General features: G+C 68.3%; 24 protein-coding genes. 17 read left to right on the top strand and 7 right to left on the bottom strand.

Going from position 1 to position 16,923, the window contains the following annotated elements:
• Window positions 1-4: 4 nt before the first annotated feature.
• From ACE3TA_RS08400 to ACE3TA_RS08345, 12 genes are read left to right on the top strand one after another with little or no spacing between them, the layout of a single operon-like run.
• Window positions 5-646: a hypothetical protein gene (locus tag ACE3TA_RS08400; protein WP_374572503.1), complete on the top strand. Its 642-nt coding sequence runs from the start codon at window positions 5-7 to the stop codon at window positions 644-646.
• Entirely contained in the window at window positions 646-1,374 is a 729-nt protein-coding gene (locus ACE3TA_RS08395; protein WP_374572501.1) for a glycine-rich domain-containing protein, read from the top strand. Before ACE3TA_RS08400 ends, ACE3TA_RS08395 begins: the two co-directional genes overlap by 1 nt.
• A gap of 9 nt (window positions 1,375-1,383) precedes the next feature.
• On the top strand, window positions 1,384-1,704 hold the full coding sequence (locus ACE3TA_RS08390; protein ID WP_374572499.1) for a hypothetical protein: 321 nt from the start codon (window positions 1,384-1,386) through the stop codon (window positions 1,702-1,704).
• A gap of 56 nt (window positions 1,705-1,760) precedes the next feature.
• Window positions 1,761-2,144 carry a hypothetical protein gene (locus tag ACE3TA_RS08385; RefSeq protein WP_374572497.1) on the top strand — a complete coding sequence of 128 codons (384 nt, stop codon included), beginning with the start codon at window positions 1,761-1,763 and terminating at the stop codon, window positions 2,142-2,144.
• Window positions 2,145-2,159: 15 nt separating this feature from the next.
• Window positions 2,160-4,055 carry a hypothetical protein gene (locus ACE3TA_RS08380; protein ID WP_374572495.1) on the top strand — a complete coding sequence of 632 codons (1,896 nt, stop codon included), beginning with the start codon at window positions 2,160-2,162 and terminating at the stop codon, window positions 4,053-4,055.
• Window positions 4,052-4,372: a hypothetical protein gene (locus ACE3TA_RS08375; protein WP_374572493.1), complete on the top strand. Its 321-nt coding sequence runs from the start codon at window positions 4,052-4,054 to the stop codon at window positions 4,370-4,372. The genes ACE3TA_RS08380 and ACE3TA_RS08375 overlap by 4 nt, the downstream gene beginning before the upstream one ends.
• Before the next feature lie 37 nt (window positions 4,373-4,409).
• Window positions 4,410-4,925 (top strand): hypothetical protein, encoded by a 516-nt coding sequence (locus ACE3TA_RS08370; protein WP_374572491.1) that lies wholly within the window; start codon window positions 4,410-4,412, stop codon window positions 4,923-4,925.
• Complete coding sequence (locus ACE3TA_RS08365) at window positions 4,925-5,170, top strand: hypothetical protein (RefSeq protein WP_374572490.1); 246 nt, start codon at window positions 4,925-4,927, stop codon at window positions 5,168-5,170. Before ACE3TA_RS08370 ends, ACE3TA_RS08365 begins: the two co-directional genes overlap by 1 nt.
• Window positions 5,167-5,715 carry a lysozyme gene (locus tag ACE3TA_RS08360; protein ID WP_374572488.1) on the top strand — a complete coding sequence of 183 codons (549 nt, stop codon included), beginning with the start codon at window positions 5,167-5,169 and terminating at the stop codon, window positions 5,713-5,715. The genes ACE3TA_RS08365 and ACE3TA_RS08360 overlap by 4 nt, the downstream gene beginning before the upstream one ends.
• Window positions 5,716-5,724: 9 nt before the next feature.
• Window positions 5,725-6,321, top strand: a complete 597-nt coding sequence (locus tag ACE3TA_RS08355; RefSeq protein WP_374572487.1) for a hypothetical protein — start codon at window positions 5,725-5,727, stop codon at window positions 6,319-6,321.
• Window positions 6,254-6,544 carry a hypothetical protein gene (locus ACE3TA_RS08350; protein WP_374572485.1) on the top strand — a complete coding sequence of 97 codons (291 nt, stop codon included), beginning with the start codon at window positions 6,254-6,256 and terminating at the stop codon, window positions 6,542-6,544. Before ACE3TA_RS08355 ends, ACE3TA_RS08350 begins: the two co-directional genes overlap by 68 nt.
• The gene (locus ACE3TA_RS08345) at window positions 6,541-6,687 is read left to right on the top strand and encodes a hypothetical protein (protein WP_374572483.1); all 147 of its coding nucleotides are present in this window, start codon (window positions 6,541-6,543) and stop codon (window positions 6,685-6,687) included. Before ACE3TA_RS08350 ends, ACE3TA_RS08345 begins: the two co-directional genes overlap by 4 nt.
• 79 nt (window positions 6,688-6,766) lie before the next feature.
• On the opposite strand, the gene ACE3TA_RS08340 is transcribed toward ACE3TA_RS08345, so the two are convergent.
• The 5 genes from ACE3TA_RS08340 to ACE3TA_RS08320 form a co-directional block, all read right to left on the bottom strand.
• On the bottom strand, window positions 6,767-7,090 hold the full coding sequence (locus ACE3TA_RS08340) for a hypothetical protein (protein WP_374572481.1): 324 nt from the start codon (window positions 7,088-7,090) through the stop codon (window positions 6,767-6,769).
• A 60-nt stretch (window positions 7,091-7,150) separates the two neighbouring features.
• A complete protein-coding gene (locus tag ACE3TA_RS08335) occupies window positions 7,151-7,480 on the bottom strand; it encodes a hypothetical protein (protein WP_374572479.1) in 330 nt (109 codons plus the stop codon).
• Window positions 7,481-7,576: 96 nt separating this feature from the next.
• Window positions 7,577-8,017, bottom strand: a complete 441-nt coding sequence (locus ACE3TA_RS08330; protein WP_374572477.1) for a hypothetical protein — start codon at window positions 8,015-8,017, stop codon at window positions 7,577-7,579.
• Between the two features lie 3 nt (window positions 8,018-8,020).
• Complete coding sequence (locus tag ACE3TA_RS08325) at window positions 8,021-8,401, bottom strand: glycine-rich domain-containing protein (protein WP_374572475.1); 381 nt, start codon at window positions 8,399-8,401, stop codon at window positions 8,021-8,023.
• A gap of 273 nt (window positions 8,402-8,674) precedes the next feature.
• Window positions 8,675-8,905 (bottom strand): hypothetical protein, encoded by a 231-nt coding sequence (locus tag ACE3TA_RS08320; protein WP_374572473.1) that lies wholly within the window; start codon window positions 8,903-8,905, stop codon window positions 8,675-8,677.
• Between the two features lie 88 nt (window positions 8,906-8,993).
• Between ACE3TA_RS08320 and ACE3TA_RS08315 the strand changes: the two genes are divergently transcribed.
• Entirely contained in the window at window positions 8,994-9,203 is a 210-nt protein-coding gene (locus ACE3TA_RS08315) for a helix-turn-helix domain-containing protein (protein ID WP_374572471.1), read from the top strand.
• Between the two features lie 42 nt (window positions 9,204-9,245).
• Here ACE3TA_RS08315 and ACE3TA_RS08310 read toward each other — a convergent pair whose 3' ends face one another.
• Together ACE3TA_RS08310 and ACE3TA_RS08305 are read right to left on the bottom strand one after the other, a co-directional pair.
• On the bottom strand, window positions 9,246-10,298 hold the full coding sequence (locus tag ACE3TA_RS08310; RefSeq protein ID WP_374572469.1) for a DUF4238 domain-containing protein: 1,053 nt from the start codon (window positions 10,296-10,298) through the stop codon (window positions 9,246-9,248).
• 375 nt (window positions 10,299-10,673) lie between these two features.
• Complete coding sequence (locus tag ACE3TA_RS08305) at window positions 10,674-11,657, bottom strand: alpha/beta hydrolase (RefSeq protein WP_374572467.1); 984 nt, start codon at window positions 11,655-11,657, stop codon at window positions 10,674-10,676.
• Window positions 11,658-11,764: 107 nt separating this feature from the next.
• Here ACE3TA_RS08305 and ACE3TA_RS08300 point away from each other — a divergent pair, with 107 nt between their 5' ends.
• From ACE3TA_RS08300 to ACE3TA_RS08285, 4 genes are all read left to right on the top strand, one after another.
• Window positions 11,765-12,673: a LysR substrate-binding domain-containing protein gene (locus ACE3TA_RS08300; RefSeq protein ID WP_374572465.1), complete on the top strand. Its 909-nt coding sequence runs from the start codon at window positions 11,765-11,767 to the stop codon at window positions 12,671-12,673.
• 9 nt (window positions 12,674-12,682) lie between these two features.
• Window positions 12,683-13,213: a hypothetical protein gene (locus ACE3TA_RS08295; RefSeq protein ID WP_374572463.1), complete on the top strand. Its 531-nt coding sequence runs from the start codon at window positions 12,683-12,685 to the stop codon at window positions 13,211-13,213.
• A 193-nt stretch (window positions 13,214-13,406) separates the two neighbouring features.
• Window positions 13,407-13,964 (top strand): HD domain-containing protein, encoded by a 558-nt coding sequence (locus ACE3TA_RS08290; RefSeq protein WP_374572461.1) that lies wholly within the window; start codon window positions 13,407-13,409, stop codon window positions 13,962-13,964.
• Between the two features lie 96 nt (window positions 13,965-14,060).
• Window positions 14,061-16,859 carry a TonB-dependent receptor gene (locus ACE3TA_RS08285; RefSeq protein ID WP_374572459.1) on the top strand — a complete coding sequence of 933 codons (2,799 nt, stop codon included), beginning with the start codon at window positions 14,061-14,063 and terminating at the stop codon, window positions 16,857-16,859.
• Window positions 16,860-16,923: the final 64 nt, after the last annotated feature.

Below are 16,923 nucleotides of genomic sequence, written 5' to 3'. Positions count from 1 at the left end.
ACGCATGCATCGCATCGACCATGCGACGGCGGCAGCGTCGCTGCCCGAGCCCTACGCCGCCGGCGAACCGGGCTTCTTCTCCCACGCCTTGCCGGGCTCGGGCGTCACGCCGACGGTCGTCACCGCCGACTGGCTAAACTCGATCCAGGAAGAGATTCTCGGCGTGCTCGCCTACGCCGAAATCGCCCCGGACAAGACGGACAACACGCAACTGCTCACGGCCCTGCTGGCGATGCTCACCGCGGGAGGCCTGACCAAGGCGACGGTGGCGCAGATCCTCGCCGGGTCCGATGATAGCCACTACATCACCGCCCTGGGTCTGAAGAGCGCCATGGCGGCGCAGACCCTGACCGACGCGGCGACGATCGCCTGGGACATGAACAGCGGCTTCCGCGCCAAGGTCACTCTCGGCGGAAACCGCATCCTCGGCCAGCCGACCAATCTGCAGGAGGGCGCGACCGGCTCGCTCCAGGTCAACCAGGACGGCACGGGCGGCCGGCTGCTGACCTACGCCTCCTGCTGGGACTTCATGGCCGACGGAGCGCCCACGCTCAGCACCGGCGCCGGGGCCAAGGATAAGATCTACTACGAGGTCGTCGACGCCGTGACGCCGGTGATCGAGGCCAGCTTCCGCGCCTCGGCCTGATGCGCCCGCACACCAACGCCATGCTGGCCAGCACGTCGCACGGCGTGCTGGGCCGCTTCCTCGTCATCGCCGGCGGCGGCGGCGGCGGCGCGGGCAATACGACGCTCGCCGGGGGCGGCGGCGGCGCCGGCGGCATGCTTGAAGGCGCGTTCGCCGCGACCGCCGGCCAGTCCTTCACGGTCGTCGTCGGCGCCGGGGGCCTTGGCGGCAAGAGCCTGACCGCGAACGGTCAGCAGGGCGGCGATTCCTCGCTGGAGGGCTTCGCGATCTGCTACGGCGGCGGCCGTGGCACGACGCCCACGGGTGGCGGTTTTGCGGGCGGGTCCGGCAGCGGCGCCGGCGGCCAGTCGACCAGTCCCGGCGGCGCTGGCGTCGCCGGGCAGGGCCACGCCGGCGGCTCGCCGGGAGGGCTATCGACCGCGGGCGGCGGCGGCGGCGCCGGCGGTCCGGGCGGCGTCGGATCCGCCGGCGTAGGCCTCGCCAGCGACATCAGCGGCGCGAGCATCACCTATGCGAAGGGCGGCGCCGCCAGCGGCGGCGCCAACGGCGTCCACTACGGGGACGGCGGCGCGGCCTCGACGGGCGCCACCGCCGGCGACGGCAAGCAGGGCGTCGTCATCGTCTCCTATCCCGGCCTGCCCCGCGCCACGGGCGGCACGATCACGCAGGTGGGGGGCTGGACCATCCACACCTTCGACGTGGTCGGCACGCACACCCTGCAGTTCTGAGGACCCATCATGGCCTATGCGATCCTGGTCGACGGCGCGGCGGTGGAGCTGACGCCGGGCGAGCCCTTCGCCACCGCGCAGCTCGTCGTCGGCGCGGACGAGACCGACATCTACGAGGCCGAGGCCGGCGCGGTGATCGACCGCGCCTTCCGCCACGCCCCGAACGCGCTCTCGCGCTACAGCGCCGCCGACCTGGCGCGCTTCCGCATCCAGGTCGCCGCCGAGCCGGTCGCCCCCGAGGGCCAGGTGCTCGACACCCGCGCCTTGGTGGTGACCGACGGTGTGATCAGCGTCTCCGCCACCTTCGTCGACGCGCCTCCCGCCGCCTGACGGCGCGAGCGCCGCTCGCATTTCCGACACTTCGCCCTTCCGCAAAGGATCCTTCCATGTCGAAAGCCGACTACGCCGAAACAGCCGTCCTCGACTGGCTGCTGGGCGGCGCGACGCCGACCCGGCCGACCGGCCGCTATCTCGCCCTGCACACCGCCGATCCGACCGACGCCGGCACGACCGGCGAGCTGGCGGGCAACGGCTATGCGCGCCAGGCGATCACCTTCGACGCGGCTTCCGGCGGCTCGGCGGCGAACAGCTCGACCCACACCTTCACCGCCTCGGGCGGCGACTGGGGAACGGTGTCGCACTTCTCGATCTGGGATGCGTCGACCTCGGGCAACTGCCTCTACACGGGCGCCCTGACCACCTCGCGCACGATCGCCGACGGCGAGAGCGGCACGGTGGCGGCCGGGGCGATCGTCTGCAGCGAGGACTAGCCCAAGGGTTAAGCCATGACCCTGTGGACGCCCGCAGACTACGGCGCCGCCGTCCGCCACTGGTACGACGCGGCCGACGCCTCGACCGTCACGGAGAGCGCCGGCACGGTCACCGCCTGGGCCGACAAGTCCGCGAACAGCTACGACCTCTCGCAGGCGACGGCCGGCAAGCAGGGAACGCGCACGGCGTCCAACGCGAACTTCCAAAGCATGCCGACCATCGCGTTTCCGAGCGGTGGCGGCATGGTCGCCTCCGGCCACTATGGCACGTCCACCCTGTTGGACGCCTTCGCCTGCGACTACGACGGCTACTCCGGCAACAAGCCGCTCCTGAACTACCACGGCGTCTACGTGGACATCGCGGCCACGCCATCGGACTTCCCGGTCAAGCTGATAGCGGCCATGCGCGTGCCGAGCACCGGCATCGACATCTCGACGACCGGCATGTTCAAGGTCAACGGCGACGCCAAGGCCGTCTACTACGACGACGGCGCCACCGACCCGACCACGTCATTCACCGTCTTCTTCTGCGGGCGCATCAAGTCGCAGGGGCAGAGCACCGACTACGGCCGCATCTACGAGGCGCGTAACGACGAGTTCACGCTCGGCAACCGCTCCTCGGACTGGTCGCGCACCTCCGACATCGACTTCGGCGAGGTGATTATCCTCGACGGCTCGCCGTCGGACGCGGACATCGAGGTGTTCGAGGGATATCTGGCCTGGAAATGGGGGCTGGAGGGCTCGCTTCCCAGCGGCCATGCGTACAAGGCGGCGGCTCCCACCGTTTCCGGCGCGAGCTACGCCCTGGCCGGCGGCGCGGACGGCGGCGGCTCGGCGACGGGCGCCATGCTGGCGCGTCGCCCGGTGGCGGGCGCCGGCTCCGGTGCGGGCACGTCGACGGCGGCGATCAGCGCGACCCGGCCCCTCGCCGGCGCTTCGGCCGGCTCGGCGGCGGCCTCGGGCGATCTGGGCGTCCTCCACGCCATGGCGGCCTCGGCCGCCGGGGTGGGCGCGGCGAGCGCCGAGCTGGGTGCGGATCGGCCCCTGGCGGGCGCCGCCGCGGGCGTCGGCGTGGCGGCCGGCGCGCTGGGCCACGACTATGAGATCGCCGGCGCCGCGGCCGGCGCGGGATCGGCGTCCGCCCTGGTCGCGGCGGCTCGGCCGCTCGCGGGCGCCCTGAGCGGCGCGGGGGAGGCTTCTGCGGCGCTCGCCGCGACGCGTCCCCTGGCAGGGGCCGCCGTTGGCGGGGGGATCGCTTCCGGCGCGCTGGGCGTCGATCGACCTCTCGCCGGCGGCGTGACGGGCGCCGGCGTCGCCGCCGGCGCCCTGACCGTCAACCATCCCCTGGCGGGCGGCGCGGCGGGATCCGGCGTGGCCGGCGCCGCCGTGCTCGCCGACCGGCCGATCGCCGGCCTGGCCCAAGGCGTTGGCGCGGCCGTCGCCGCCCTCGCCTCGTCCGGCGTGGCCGGCGAGGCGGAGGGCGTGGGCTCGGCGCAGGGCGATCTGTCCGTCGCCCATCCCCTGGCGGGCGCTGCGGCGGGGTCCGGAACGGCCGACGCCGCCGTGTTCGCCGCGCGCCCGCTCGCCGGCCTGGCGCCGGGCCTGGGCGCCGCCAGCGCCGCGCTCGGGCTCGGCAGGGAGCTTCAGGGCTCGGCTCAGGGGGCCGGCGGGGCGGCCGGCGCGATCAATCGACGGGTGTCGCTGCAGGCGCTCGCCCAGGGCCTCGGCGCCGCGTCCGGCGGCCTCGGCCGAAGGGTTCCGATCGCGGGCGCCGCGGCCGGCGCCGGCGTCGCCTCGGCGATCGTCACGACGATTTCGCACCTGGCCCCGCCCGAACGGATCCTCTGGGTTCCCGGCGAGGATCGGGTGCTCGCGGTGGCCGCCGAGGATCGGGTCCTGGAGGTCAGATGAAGACGGGCTTCGACTACTCCCCCGCCGGCTGGTGGATCTACAAGGATCCCAACGCTGACCTCGGCTATGGCTGCCAGTGGGCCGACTGGCTGACGACGGCGGCCGGCGACACGATCGTCACGTCGACCTGGTCGGCGAGCCCCGACGGGCTCACGCTCAGCGACGATCCGACCAAGACCCGCGTCGTCGGGACCGTCGCCATGGTGTGGATCTCCGGCGGCCAGGCCGGCGTCGACTACACGGTCACCAACCACGTCGAGACCGAGGCCGGCGACAAGGACGACCGCAGCTTCATCATCCGCTGCCGCGAGCGCTGAGCGCGCGGCGCTCGCACCCCCGTGAAAGGAGGCCGGCATGTTCGCCGACGCCGCCCTGCCGCTCTGGCTGGGCGTCATCCTGATCTGCGCCTATGCGCTCGCCGACCGCTTCGTCGGCGGCGGCTGGCCCAAGCTCGACGACGCCCTGCCGGGCCGCAGCGTGTTCTGGGCGGCCTTGGCGCTGATCGCCCTGGGCTGGGCCGCCGGCGGCGTGCTCGGCGCGGTCCTGGGGCTGATCTGGGCCGTCCAGCGGTCGCTCGATTCCAACCTGTTCGGCGCCTCGATCGACCCGCCGCCCTCGCGCGCCGCGGCCACCTTCGTGCGCCACAGCCTGGCGGCGCTCGCGGCGATTCCGCTGGCGCTGTGGCTGCGCCGGCCGATCGGCGAGCTCGTCGGCCCGTTCCTGAGCTACGCCGCCGTCGCCTCGATCCTGGCCCGTCTCTACGCCATGCGCGTCAAGCGCGGCGACGAAGGGTTCAACACCTACGTCGAGCTGGCCAGGGGCGCGGCCTTCGGCGTCGCGGTGTGCTGGGTCATCGAGAGGATGTCCTGATGGCCGCCCACCAGCATTCCATCGTGCGCGAGACCGTCTGGGACGGGATCCGCGCATCGGTCCTCGGCGCGATGGCCGCGTGGAGCAATCTGAGCCTGCAGCAGTGGGTGATGATCGCCACGCTGGTCTACACGGTGCTGCTGATCGTCCAGAAAGCCTGGCAGATGAAGATCCCGCAAACCGTGTGGGGCTGGGCCAGGCGCTGGGCCGGCGTGCATCACGCCTCGCCGCCGGACGCGCCGTGAGCACCGCCACGCGCGTCGCCGGCGGCGTCAGCCTGGCGGCCGTGGTCGCCGCGGCCGTGCCGTTCATCGCCGAGTGGGAGGGGCTGCGCCTCGATCCCTACGACGACCTCGCCCATGTCCGCACGGTCTGCTACGGCGAGACCCAGGGCGTGGAGGAGCGCCGCTACAGCAAGGCCGAGTGCGACGCCATGCTGGTCAAGGCGGTGGAGCGCCATGCGCGGCCGATCCGCGCGTGCATCCCCGCCGACACGCCGCTGATGGCGCAGGTGGCCTTCGCCTCGATGGGCTACAACATCGGCGTCGCCAACTTCTGCGGCTCGATCACGGCCCGCCGGGCGCGGGCGCGCGACTTCGCCGGCGCCTGCGCGGCGATTCCGCGGTGGAACAAGGTGAAGGTGTCCCGCGCGCGCTGTCCCTACACGCCGGCGCCGGGCAAGGACTGCCTGGTGGTCAGCAAGGGTCTCGACAACCGCCGCGCCGCAGAGCGCGCGCTCTGCGAACAGGGCCTCGCCGCCCTGCGTCCGGCCGTTCCGCCCCGCTCCTAGAGGTTCGTCATGCTCAATCCGAAGCTGGCCGGCGCGATCGCCGGCCTTCTCGCGCTGCTGGCCGCCGGCTTCGGCGCCAAGATCTTCCTCGATCGCGCCGGCCGCGACCACGTCCAGGCGCGGGCCTATGGCGAATGCCAGGCCGCCGCCGCCCAGAAGGCCGGGGCCAAGGCGCCCGAGGCGGCCTGCGCCAAGCCGATCGCCGAGGCGCTGGTCGACGCCTTCCGCGCGCGGGCCTGCGACTTCGGCCTGCGCGCCGATCCGGACCCGACGCGGCCCGGCCGCTGGATCACCCCGGCGGCCTGCGGCGCCAAGGTCCAGACCCTCGCCGCCTCGAACAACGCCGCGTTGGACGCCGTCGACGCGCGCGACAGCGAGATCCACGGCCTGCGCGCGAGCCAGGCCGCCGCCATCGCCCGCGCCGAGGCGCGCGGCGCCCTGCTAGCCCGGAGAAAAGCCCATGTCCAAGCTGCCATCGCGGCTGCGCCTCGCGACGCTGCTGGCCTTATCGTCTGTCGCGGTGTCTGCCTGCGGACACTTGCAGGCCTCGACGAAGCCGAAGATCGACCCGCGCCTGCTGGAGCCGACCGTCCAGGTCCGCACTGAGACGCGCATCGTCTGCCCCGTGGAGCTGGAGGCCGCCGCGCCGAACAAGCCGGCGCTGCCGGCCGGCGCGACCCTGGTGGGCGACGAATACGGCCTCGGCTACGCCGGAGCCCGCTTCGCCCGCGAGGACGCCCTCGACCAGCTCATCGCCGACGCCCGCAAGGCCTGCGCCGCGCCCCAGGGCGCGCCCGCCGCGCCCGCCAAGCCGCCGGCCGGCCGGTGAGGGCCCGCGCCCTCGCCGCGGCCGTCCTGGGGCTCCTGGCGGGCCTCCTGGCGGCCTGCGCCGGCATGGTCCGGCCTGAGCCCTCCGAAGGCATGCGCGCGCCCGACGTGCCGACGGTGACGCTCTGGCGCAAGCGGTTCTGATCCAGCGGCGAGCCCTTCTTCCCTTCTGTCGCTGTAGACCTCGCCCCCGGCTTCGGCCGGGGGCTTTTTTCGTGCGCGATCACCCGGCCGGCTTCGGCGGCGTCCACGGCGGGTTGGCGGCGGCCTTCGCGGCGATCCGCGCCATGTCGGCCGCGCGCGTGGCGTCATGATCCTGGGTCAGGGCGATGTCGGCGCCGACGCCGCCGCACGCGTTGCAGCACGCGGCTCGGGCCAGGGCGTTGAGCGTCAGCCGGCCCGGCAGGCGCGCGAGCTCGGCGGCCCGCCAGACGACCTTGCGATCGCAGGACAGGCACCGGATATGCGCCTGCCAATGCTTGGCCAGGCACATGGCGACGGTGTGCTCGAGCTCGCTGCGATGGACGGGGCCGACGGGAAGCGCCATGGCGGCGACTCCTAGGCCGTGCGAGCGCCGCTCGCAACGGAAAATGTTCCGCCTATGTTCTCACGGCTCGAGGCCGGCTTCGCGCACCAGGTCGTCGAGGATCGAGCCGATCACCCGCTCGCCCAGGGTCTCGCCCAAGCCGAAGTCGACGCCGGCGGCGCACCAGACCAGCGCCTCGATCTTGACCTTCAACCCGCGCATGCCGCCGGCCGTCGCGGAGATCACCGCCTCGATCACCGGCTTGGCGCGGGCGTAGTAAGCCGCCTCAGCCGCCGGGTCGTCGTAGTCGACGCCGGCGCGACGCAGGGCGCGCACCTGGCGGCGCAGGCGGCGGAATTCGCGGGGCCGGGTCGGACAGCTGCGCGGCGCGCGGGTCGAAGTGCGGGACATGTATGCCTCCCAAACGCAACGTTGTGCATGTGCCGCGTGGGTAGCAATCGCCCCGAGCAGCGCCGCTTGGTGGCAATAACCGTGCCGAAATCAACCTTACTCGGCGCCGCGCGCCCCGCCCCCGCTCCCTGCGCCGCCTGGAAATGGAGGTGACGATCCGCTCGCAGCGCCGGCGTCGTCGCCGGGATCGGCGCCGCTGGTTCCCCAGCCGCCGCCGCCGCGCGATTGCTGGTCATAGCGTCCGCTGCCGCCGCCCCCCGCAGGCAACGGCGTCGTCGTCGGTCCATCGGCATATCCGACTTTAATGTTGAACACGTGGCCGGGCTCGACCTCGATCGCGCCGATGGTCCATGGTGGCCGTGACGCCTGCAACGCGGCGCTGAAGCCTTCCTCCCGCGCGGCGTCAAGGAGCTGGTCTAGGCCGTCGAGGTTGAGTGAAATTACCCCGACGGGCAGCCCGCCGGCCGCTGTCCCCGGCAAGGCCAGCGGCCCCAGCTCGCGCTGGATCAGGGCCTCGTTTTGCGGCGACAGGGGCATGGGCTAGTAGCGTCCGCCGCCATGGGCGACGACGCCATGGAACATGGTGTCGTGCCCGTCTTCGCCGTCCTTTCCGCCGCGCCCGACCTCGTAGGGGATGCGCTGACCGGGCTGAACCCGAATGGTCAGGGTCTGCAGCATCTCGCCAGGCCGGCCCCCATCGCGGCCCTGCGCGCCCTGGCCGCCGCCGCCCAACTGGACCTTGAGTTCCTGGACGCCGATCGGAATGCAGAATTCGCCCCGACCCTGGAGTTGCGTCCAGTCACCGCCCTGAAGGGCGCGCACAAAGATCGCACCGTCGCCACCATCCCTGGTGTTCGCGGACGAGGCGACGCCGGCGGCGGGCGCGGGCTTGCGGCTTTGGGGTTGGCGCGGGCGTTTCATGATGTCCTCCGATTTCGGTCGCTTAGGCCGCGATCACATAGGGAACGAGAGGGGGTATCCGCTTGTAGCGGCCCCCAGCTACCATTCCTGTTTTTCTCTTTTAAAATCAATAAGTTGGGTGAATTTTGAGCCAGCTACATCCAGGCTCATACATTGAGCGTCAGTTTGCGCGGATGTAGCGGAAAGCAGTAATGCAGCTGCGAGATTTGCAGGTCTGCCGGCCTTTGATGTCAGGACTGCTGCCAAAAATTTCCTTTATAAAACCGATGCGTACTAGGGAACTTCGCGGTTCGCGTTGGTAGCTCCCGCAGCTACGTCCAGGTTCATACGAGAAATGCGCTTCTCGGGAACGTTTGCAGAACCTTCGTTGTGCATCCGCCTCCAGTCTTCAGCTTCCACCCAATCCGCCAGTGCATGAATGACGGTGAGGAGCTTTTCCCATGCCAGCGCCTTGAGGCGCGCCTGGTGACCGCCGTCATTGAGAGTGGCGTCGGAGTCGGTCATTCCATTTCCATCCGGTGATGGAGCACCGCCTCACCCTATAAGGACTATAGTCCCTGGTGACTATAGTCATCATCGCGCCCCATCGCGCATGGACTGGCGGGCGGCCTTCGGCGGGAATGTGCGGCGACTGCGTCTGGAGCGAGGCCTGACGCAGGAGCAACTCGCGTTCGAGGCGCAACTCGATCTAACCTATGTCGGCGGGATTGAGCGCGGACGTCGGAATCCGACGCTTCTCGTGATGGTCAGGCTGGCAAAAGCGCTTGGAGTTGAGGTTCTAGAGTTGGTCCGTTTGGACTGACGTCTCGTTCCCGCGCGCTCCGCGCTGTCCACAAAATCGCCGCTAGCGGACTGTGGAACGCGGCCCCCCCTGTCTTAGGGAGGGGTTTGCCGCGAACATTTCTGGCGCGGGTTCAAAGGTGCCTGTTTTCGAAGCTAGATAGCGCTCCGCAAACACTACCTGCATCGAATTGAATCGGAGAGCTAGTTCCCGAGTAGTTCTGACGGGGCCACCCTTCTCAACGTCAGAAAATACCCCTCGCAAGCGGTCGACTTCGCCTTGATGCTTGAGTACCTCAGTTGCAGCCTCAGCGAGGCGGGTGTTGCCCACAGTCGCAAGAGTGCGGATTTGTCTATGCTTTTCTTCTATATCGGCGAGCTTTGACTGTCCATCTGCGCGCACAGTGTTGCACCACATGCCAAGCAAGTATTCGCTGGTGAGGGGCATGTAAATTTCAATTCCCTTCACGGCAAGACCAATGTTTCCGAACGCCCCCGCGGGCTGTGAGTTGTCGAGAACGACAGGATTGTCGCCGATGATAAAGGGCGCATCGTCAGGGGCCTTCCAAATCATAAACTCCTTTCCGACAATATGTGCCGCATATTCGGGTATAGATTTTGCAATGACTCGGAGGACTGCCATTTTGGCATCTTCCTTGTCCGGTATTGGCACATCGTCGTCGGTAATCGGAATGCCTCGACGATCCATCTCGGCTCGAAAATCTACAACCAACTGCTGGAATATCGCGCGATGGCCCGTGCCTCGAATTAGCTGAAGTGCAACAAATTCGGATATTACCCCCTTTTCGTCATCAGAGAGAAAATTTGTAGTCTCCTTTTCGATTAGCTTTTTGAATACCGGTGCCGCTTCGGTCTCAAAAGTCGTTATATAATTCTCAAGGGAAAGGCGTTCGCCCTTAAATTTCACGGCATTGAAGTCGCGCTCGACCATAATGTTGTTGATCGCCGATACAAACGTTCGGCCGGTCACTTTGTCGAGGACCGTGGATTGTAGTTCTTTCCCTTTTCCTTTGACGGCAAATCCCGAAAGAAGAAGTTCAGGAACGTAATGGTGGCGGCGTGCATCCGACATGCGGCTAAGGTAGTCGTTGCACATGTGACTTGCCAGAGGAGTCCCAGCGCGTTTGGTCGGGCGATTTGTCCTGACTCTGCAGGACCATTCTGAATGCATGCTTGCCGGCGGCATGCTTTGGCAGCTAGCGCCGCGCGTGCCGTCACAGCGTGAGAGCGACAGCAAAACGATTGTCAAAAATGGCGCTTTGACAACGACTTGGAGGTCACGCAGCGCGGCCGAGACGGAGTACGATGACCAAGCGGCGCGATGTATGAGCCTGTCGGTACTCGCCCCCAGCTACCAGGGTTCCCTTCCACCTCGGGGATCGCCAGCGAGCGGACCTTGCGGAGGTCTGAGAGGGGTGGAACACCGTCATTGGCCCGACACCCGAATGCGGACCTCCCGATCTGAGCGGCCTTATGGACGGCCGAGCATGCCGATCGTGTGCAGCCACTGCTCCACCAGTTGTGGCCAGCGGCCGATCGGAAGGTTGGTCGGCCGCAGGCCGAAGGCGTGGCCGCCCTGAGCATAGAGGTGCAATTCCGTTGGAACGCCAGCTTTTTGCAGGGCGACGTAGTAGGCGAGCGACTGCCTGACGTTGTCGACAGGATCATTCTGCGCCTGAAGCAGGAAGGTTGGCGGCGTATCGGCGCGCACGCGGATATCCGGACGAAGGCTCAGGTCTTCATCTTTGCGGGTCGCGCGGTCCTCATCTTCGTGAACCCAGAGGTGGCCTGGATAAACCGCGATGGCGAAGTCCGGGCGACAGCTCAGCGCGTCGGCGGCGTCGACCGGCGAGTAGGTCCGCTGTGCAAAGCGTGTGCTGACCGCCGCCACGAGGTGTCCGCCTGCGGAAAAGCCGATCACGCCGATCTTGTGCGGATCGACATGCAACTGAGCCGCCTGCTGGCGAACAAGCCGCAGTGTTCGCTGCGCGTCTTGCACCGCCGTCTGGACCTTCGGGTAATAGCGAACCCCCTGGAGCATTGTGGGACCGGAGTTCGGCACGCGGTATTTCAGCAACACGCAGGTGATGCCGCGCGAGGTCAGCCAGTCGCAGATCTCCGTGCCTTCGAGGTCCATGGCCAGGACCTGGTAGCCGCCGCCGGGGAACACCACCACGGCGACGCCGGTATTGCGCCCCTTGGGCGCGTACACGGTCATAGTCGGCCGGCTGACGTGGGTCGACGCGCCCGACTCCGGCCTCGGATCACGGACAAAGTCCGGAGGCGTCCCCGGCCAGATCGGCACCTGGACATGCCCTGGCGAGGGCTGCCAGACGGCAGCAGGCGCGGCGGCCGCGATTGCGGCAGCGGGGCTGGTGAACGCGATCAGGTAAGCCGCAAACATCTCGCGGCAGCCCACCCGGCGAGAACGGCGGCGTCCCTCGAATTCACTCATGTGCGCGCTCCCCAAGGATGAGCTGGAGCGACGGTCGACTGCTTCAGCCCCACGTGGCAAAGGATAAGAACGCAGCCAAGGCATGAGGAAAAGTTGGGGCTGAGTCGATGCGCGCCACGATCCCCCTGAATGCGTTGCGCGCCTTCGAGGCCGCCGCGCGCCACCTGTCGTTCACCCGCGCGGCCGATGAGCTGTGCGTGACGCAGACGGCGATCAGCCATCAGGTGAAGGGCCTCGAACAGAGGCTCGGCATGCCCCTTTTCCGCCGCTCGAACCGCGGGCTGACGCTGACCGATGAAGGCCTGGGGCTTGCGCCGACCTTATTTGAGGCCTTTGGCGCCATCGACCGGCTATTTGAGCAGTTTGAAGCTGGCGGCGTGCGCGAGGTGCTCACGGTCAGCGCCGTAGGCACTTTCGTCGTAGGCGCGCTGCTCGAGCGCCTGCCCGCCTTCCGCGCCGCCCATCCCCTCATCGATCTGCGCATCTTGACCAACAACAACAAAGTCGACGTGGTCGCCGAGGGTTTGGACTATGCGATCCGTTTCGGCGACGGGGCCTGGCACGGCTGCGAGGCCGAGTTGATCTGCGAAGCGCCAATGTCGCCACTCTGCGCGCCGCAGTTGGCGGAGTGGCTTCGCGAACCGGCTGACCTGCTGCGCCTGCCGCTGCTGCGTTCCTACAGGCCGCAGGACTGGCTCGCTTGGTTCAAGTCGGCGGGATTGGACGCTGTGAACCTGCGCGGCCCACTGTTCGATTCCTCGCTGATTATGGTCCAGGCGGCGATGCGGGCCGAAGGTGTCGCGCTCGTCCCACACGGCCTGTTTCGACGCGAACTCGACGCCGGCCAGCTTGTGCGACCGTTTCCGATCGATGCCGATGTCGGCGCCTACTGGTTGACATGGCTCAAGTCCCGCACGCCTTCCCCGGCGATGCAGGCCTTCCGCAACTGGCTGACAAGTGTGTATCCGGATGAGGACGCTGGGGCAGCCGCCGTGTTGCGGCAGGCGCGCGGCTAGGTTCCACGTATGGACCCTGGGCTCACCGATGATCTGGTCGTCTTGCCTGGTCGAGACCGCTCCACCGCCGATGAAATGGCGACGCTCGTCCGCTTGGCGGGCCTAAAGGCCGAGGTCGCTGCGTATTCCTTCTGGGCCGGCGACCATGGCGACCCGGACCTCTCGGCCGCCGTATCGGCCCTGGCTCGGAAGTCTCCGAGGTATGTGATCGCCAAGTCGATCGGTTCCTTGATCACCATGTTGGCGCGGCGCGATTGCGAGTGGGACCTGCGCGCCGCCCTTTTCCTGGGGGTTCCCGTCAATCGGCTCCGACATGAGCGGCGGATGGACCTTCTGCTCGACCACTGCCGCCGTACGCCGACCTTGATCATCCAACGACGCGGCGACCCGACGGGATCGTTCGCAGAACTCGCCCATGAAGTTGCGGGGGCGACCGACGCCGTGCTCCTCGAACTCCCGGGCGATACGCATGACTACGCAGACGTCGAGGCCGCCGCGACGCTGCGGGGCTGGTGGCGTGAGCTCCCGTTTCGGCGCTAGCGACACGGATCAGGGATGTGGGGATTGCGGGTCGATCGGCGCCCGCGCCGGCGCCGGTTTGTCCGGGGGGAGTCATTTTGGTATACACCAGATGGCGTCGCCGGGCATGGACCGGATGACGCCTCAGTTCGCCGCCTTGCCACGACGGGCCGCCGGTCCCGAGCCACGGCTGCAGCGTCATCGGCGGGGAAGCATGAGCGTGGATGTCATCGGGCGGATCTTCGAGCTTTTCGAGCGCTTCGGCGCGCAGCACTACGGCGAGGACGCCACGCAGCTGCAGCACGCGTTGCAGACCGCCGAGCTGGCGCGCGGCGCCGGCTGCGCGGACACGCTGGTGGCCGCCGCGCTGCTGCACGACATCGGCCAACTGATGGACGACGCCGGCGAGGCGGCCGAGCTGTTCGGCGTCGACGCGCGCCACGAGATCGGCGGCGCGCTCTTTCTCAGCAAGCATTTTCCGCCCGCGGTGTGCGAGCCCGTGCGCCTGCATGTCGCCGCCAAGCGCTACCTGTGCGCGGTGGACCGGAGCTATGCGGACGGCCTCAGCCGCGCCTCGGCGCTGAGCCTGAAGCTGCAGGGCGGACCGATGTCGGCGGACGAGGTCAGGGCCTTCGAGGCCGAGCCGTTCTTCGAGGACGCCGTCACGCTGCGGCGGTTCGACGACGCCGGCAAGCGGCCCGACCGGCAGGCGCCCGACCTGGCCGGCCACCGCCCGCTGCTCGAATCGTTGCTGGCGTCTGACGCGCGATAGACAAATTCCTGCTCCGAGGGCGTGAACTGTCACGCAGGTGTTGCCGCAGGCTGCTTTAAGCCATCTGGTTCATACCAATTTGGGCGGGCTACACTCATGTCGAAGCACTATCCGGTTCGGGCCGTGCACCCGAACCTCAAGACCTTTTTGCTGGCTACGGTGGCGCTCGTCGCCAGCGCCAGCTCGCGGGCCGCTTTCGCGCAGCAGGCCACCGGCGACCAGGCCTCGGGTACTTCGGTCGACGAGGTGGTCGTGCCCGGCTACCGCAAGTCGCTGAGCGAGGCGCGGAACATCAAGAAAGAGGCGGTCATCCAGAAGGACGTGATCGTCGCCGAGGACATGGCGAAGTTCCCGGAACTGAACCTGGCCGAATCCCTGCAGCGCCTGCCCGGCGTGCAGATCAGCCGCGAGGCGGGCGAAGGCCGGCGCATCTCGCTGCGCGGCCTGGGCCCGGATTTCGCCCGCGTGCAGCTCAACGGCATGGAAGTGCTGGGCAACGTCGACTCCGCCCAGGACAGCCGCGGCCAGCGCTCGCGCGACCGCGCCTTCGACTTCAACATCTTCGCCTCCGAGCTGTTCTCCAAGGTGGAGGTCGAGAAGACCTTCCAGGCGGCCCAGAACGAGGGCGGCATGGCCGGCACGGTCGGCCTGTTCACCGGCAAGCCGTTCGACTACGGGCCGGGCGCCAAGGGCGCGGTGTCGCTGAAGGTGGGCACCAACGAGTACACCAAGGACACCCAGCCGCGCATCGCCGCGCTGTTCAGCAAGAACTGGGACGACAAGTTCGGCGTGCTGGTCTCGGTCGCCTACGCCAAGCGCCAGACCACCGAGCAGGGCCACAACACCTACAACTACACCCATCCGAGCGCGGCGACCGCGCAGGCGCTGGTGGACAAGGGCCTGGACATCTCCGGCCTGAGCGCCGAGCAGCAGGCCAAGTTCCTGTCCGGCGACCTCTACTACGCGGACGGCAACCGCATCTCCTCGTGGGACGCGAAGATGGAGCGCCTGGGCGTGACGGCGGCGGTGCAGTGGCGGCCGGTGGACAACGTGCTGCTGACGCTCGATGCGCTGCACGGCCAGTTCACCACCCACCGCGACGAACTGCACCTGGCCACGCGGCCGCTGGCCTCCACGGGCTCGGTCGCGTTCGACACCGCCGCCGGCGGGGCCTGGCCGGCGATCTTCCAGACGCCGTCGGTCATCAACGACCTGGCCTGGGACGCCGACGGCTACGTCACCAACATCGACGTCACCGGCGCGACCTTCGGCAGCGAGCATCGCCGCGAGCTGAACAAGAACCGCTTCAACCAGATCGCGCTGACCGGCTCGTGGGACGTGTCCGACCGCCTGAAGGTCGACGGCCACGTCGGCTGGGAGAAGTCGACCTACGACACGCCCTACGACGACAAGCTGTACATGCGCGCCAAGGGCAACCTGGTCGCCGACTACGGCGCCAACGGCCAGTCGGCGAGCTTCCAGTATCCGGGCTGGGATCCGACCGACCCGGCCAACTACGCGATGGACGACTTCTACTATCGCGCCTTCAACAATGAATCGGAGCTGCAGGAGGGCGTGCTCAACCTGCGCTACGAGCTGAACGACACCTTGGCGCTGCGGGCGGGTGTGGCCTACCACCACTTCACGCAGAGCGGCATGGACCTATTCTATGACGCCAACGTCAACGGCACCAACGCCAAGACCCGCGGCACCTCGGTCGCCGACATCGCCACGGTGTTCTCGAACAGCTTCGGCTCGTGGCTGATCGGCGACTACGCCAAGGCCTTCGCCAAGTACAACGAGTACCACCGGCTCGGGCAGAACGCCGATGGCACCGGCGGCACGATCCAGGACATCGAGAACGTCTACAAGACCTCGGAAAAGACCGTGTCCGAGTACGTTCAGATGGACTGGGACAGCGAGCTGTTCGGCAAGCGCTTCCGCGGCAACGTGGGCGTGCGCGGCTACAGCACCGACACCAGCAGCACCGGCTGGATCCAGGGCGACAGCTACGCCTACCTCGGCACCACGGACGTGAAGGGCAGCTACTCGGGCGCGCTGCCGGCGATGAACTCGGTGCTGGAGCTGACGCCGGACGTGCTGGTGCGCTTCTCCGCCACGCAGAACCTGAACCGTCCGGGGCTGGGTTCGATGGCGGCCGAGGGCACCGCGTTCCAGGACCAGGACAACGGCGAGATCACCGCCTCTCGCGGCAACCCCAACCTGAAGCCCTACAAGGACACCACGCTGGACCTGTCGGTCGAGTACTACTTCGGCAAGGTGGGCCTGCTTTCGGCCGGCGTGTTCCGCAAGAACATCAAGAACTACATCGGCTCGGAAACCCTGGAGAACATCCCCTTCAGCGAGACGGGCGTTCCCTCGAGCACGATCCCGGGGGCGACCGACAGCACCATCGTCACCGAGTTCACCATGCCGGTGAACATCGCGGGCACGACGAGGCTGACGGGCGTGGAAATCGCAGCGCAGAGCCAGTTCACGTTCCTGCCGGCGCCCTTCGACAACCTGGGCGCGGTGGCGAACTACACGCACGTCGACGCCAACAAGATGATCACCGGCGTGTCGAAGACCAGCTACAACCTCACGCTCTACTACGAGACGGACCGCTGGGGCGTGCGCGGCTCAATGAGCCACCGCAGCATCTGGTACACCGGCTACAGCGACTCCGTGATGAGCGCGAGCACGCGGGGTTTCGAGGGCTCCACCTATGTGGACGCCTCGGCCTTCTGGAACATCACCGATCAGCTCCAGCTCTCGCTGGACGGGATCAACCTGACGAACGAGAAGGACACCCAGTTCTGGGGCCAGAACCGCTACCTCTATAACCAGAACCAGAGCGGGGCGACGTACATGGTCGGCCTGAGCTACAAATTCTGACACGACCGCATCGGATAAATCGCGCGCCCCGCCTGTTCCGGGAGGGGCGCGCCTTTTCCGCGTG

It is taken from the genome of Phenylobacterium sp., from assembly GCF_041916435.1.
Lineage (GTDB): Bacteria > Pseudomonadota > Alphaproteobacteria > Caulobacterales > Caulobacteraceae > Phenylobacterium.
This window is presented reverse-complemented; position numbering and strand designations above follow the sequence as displayed.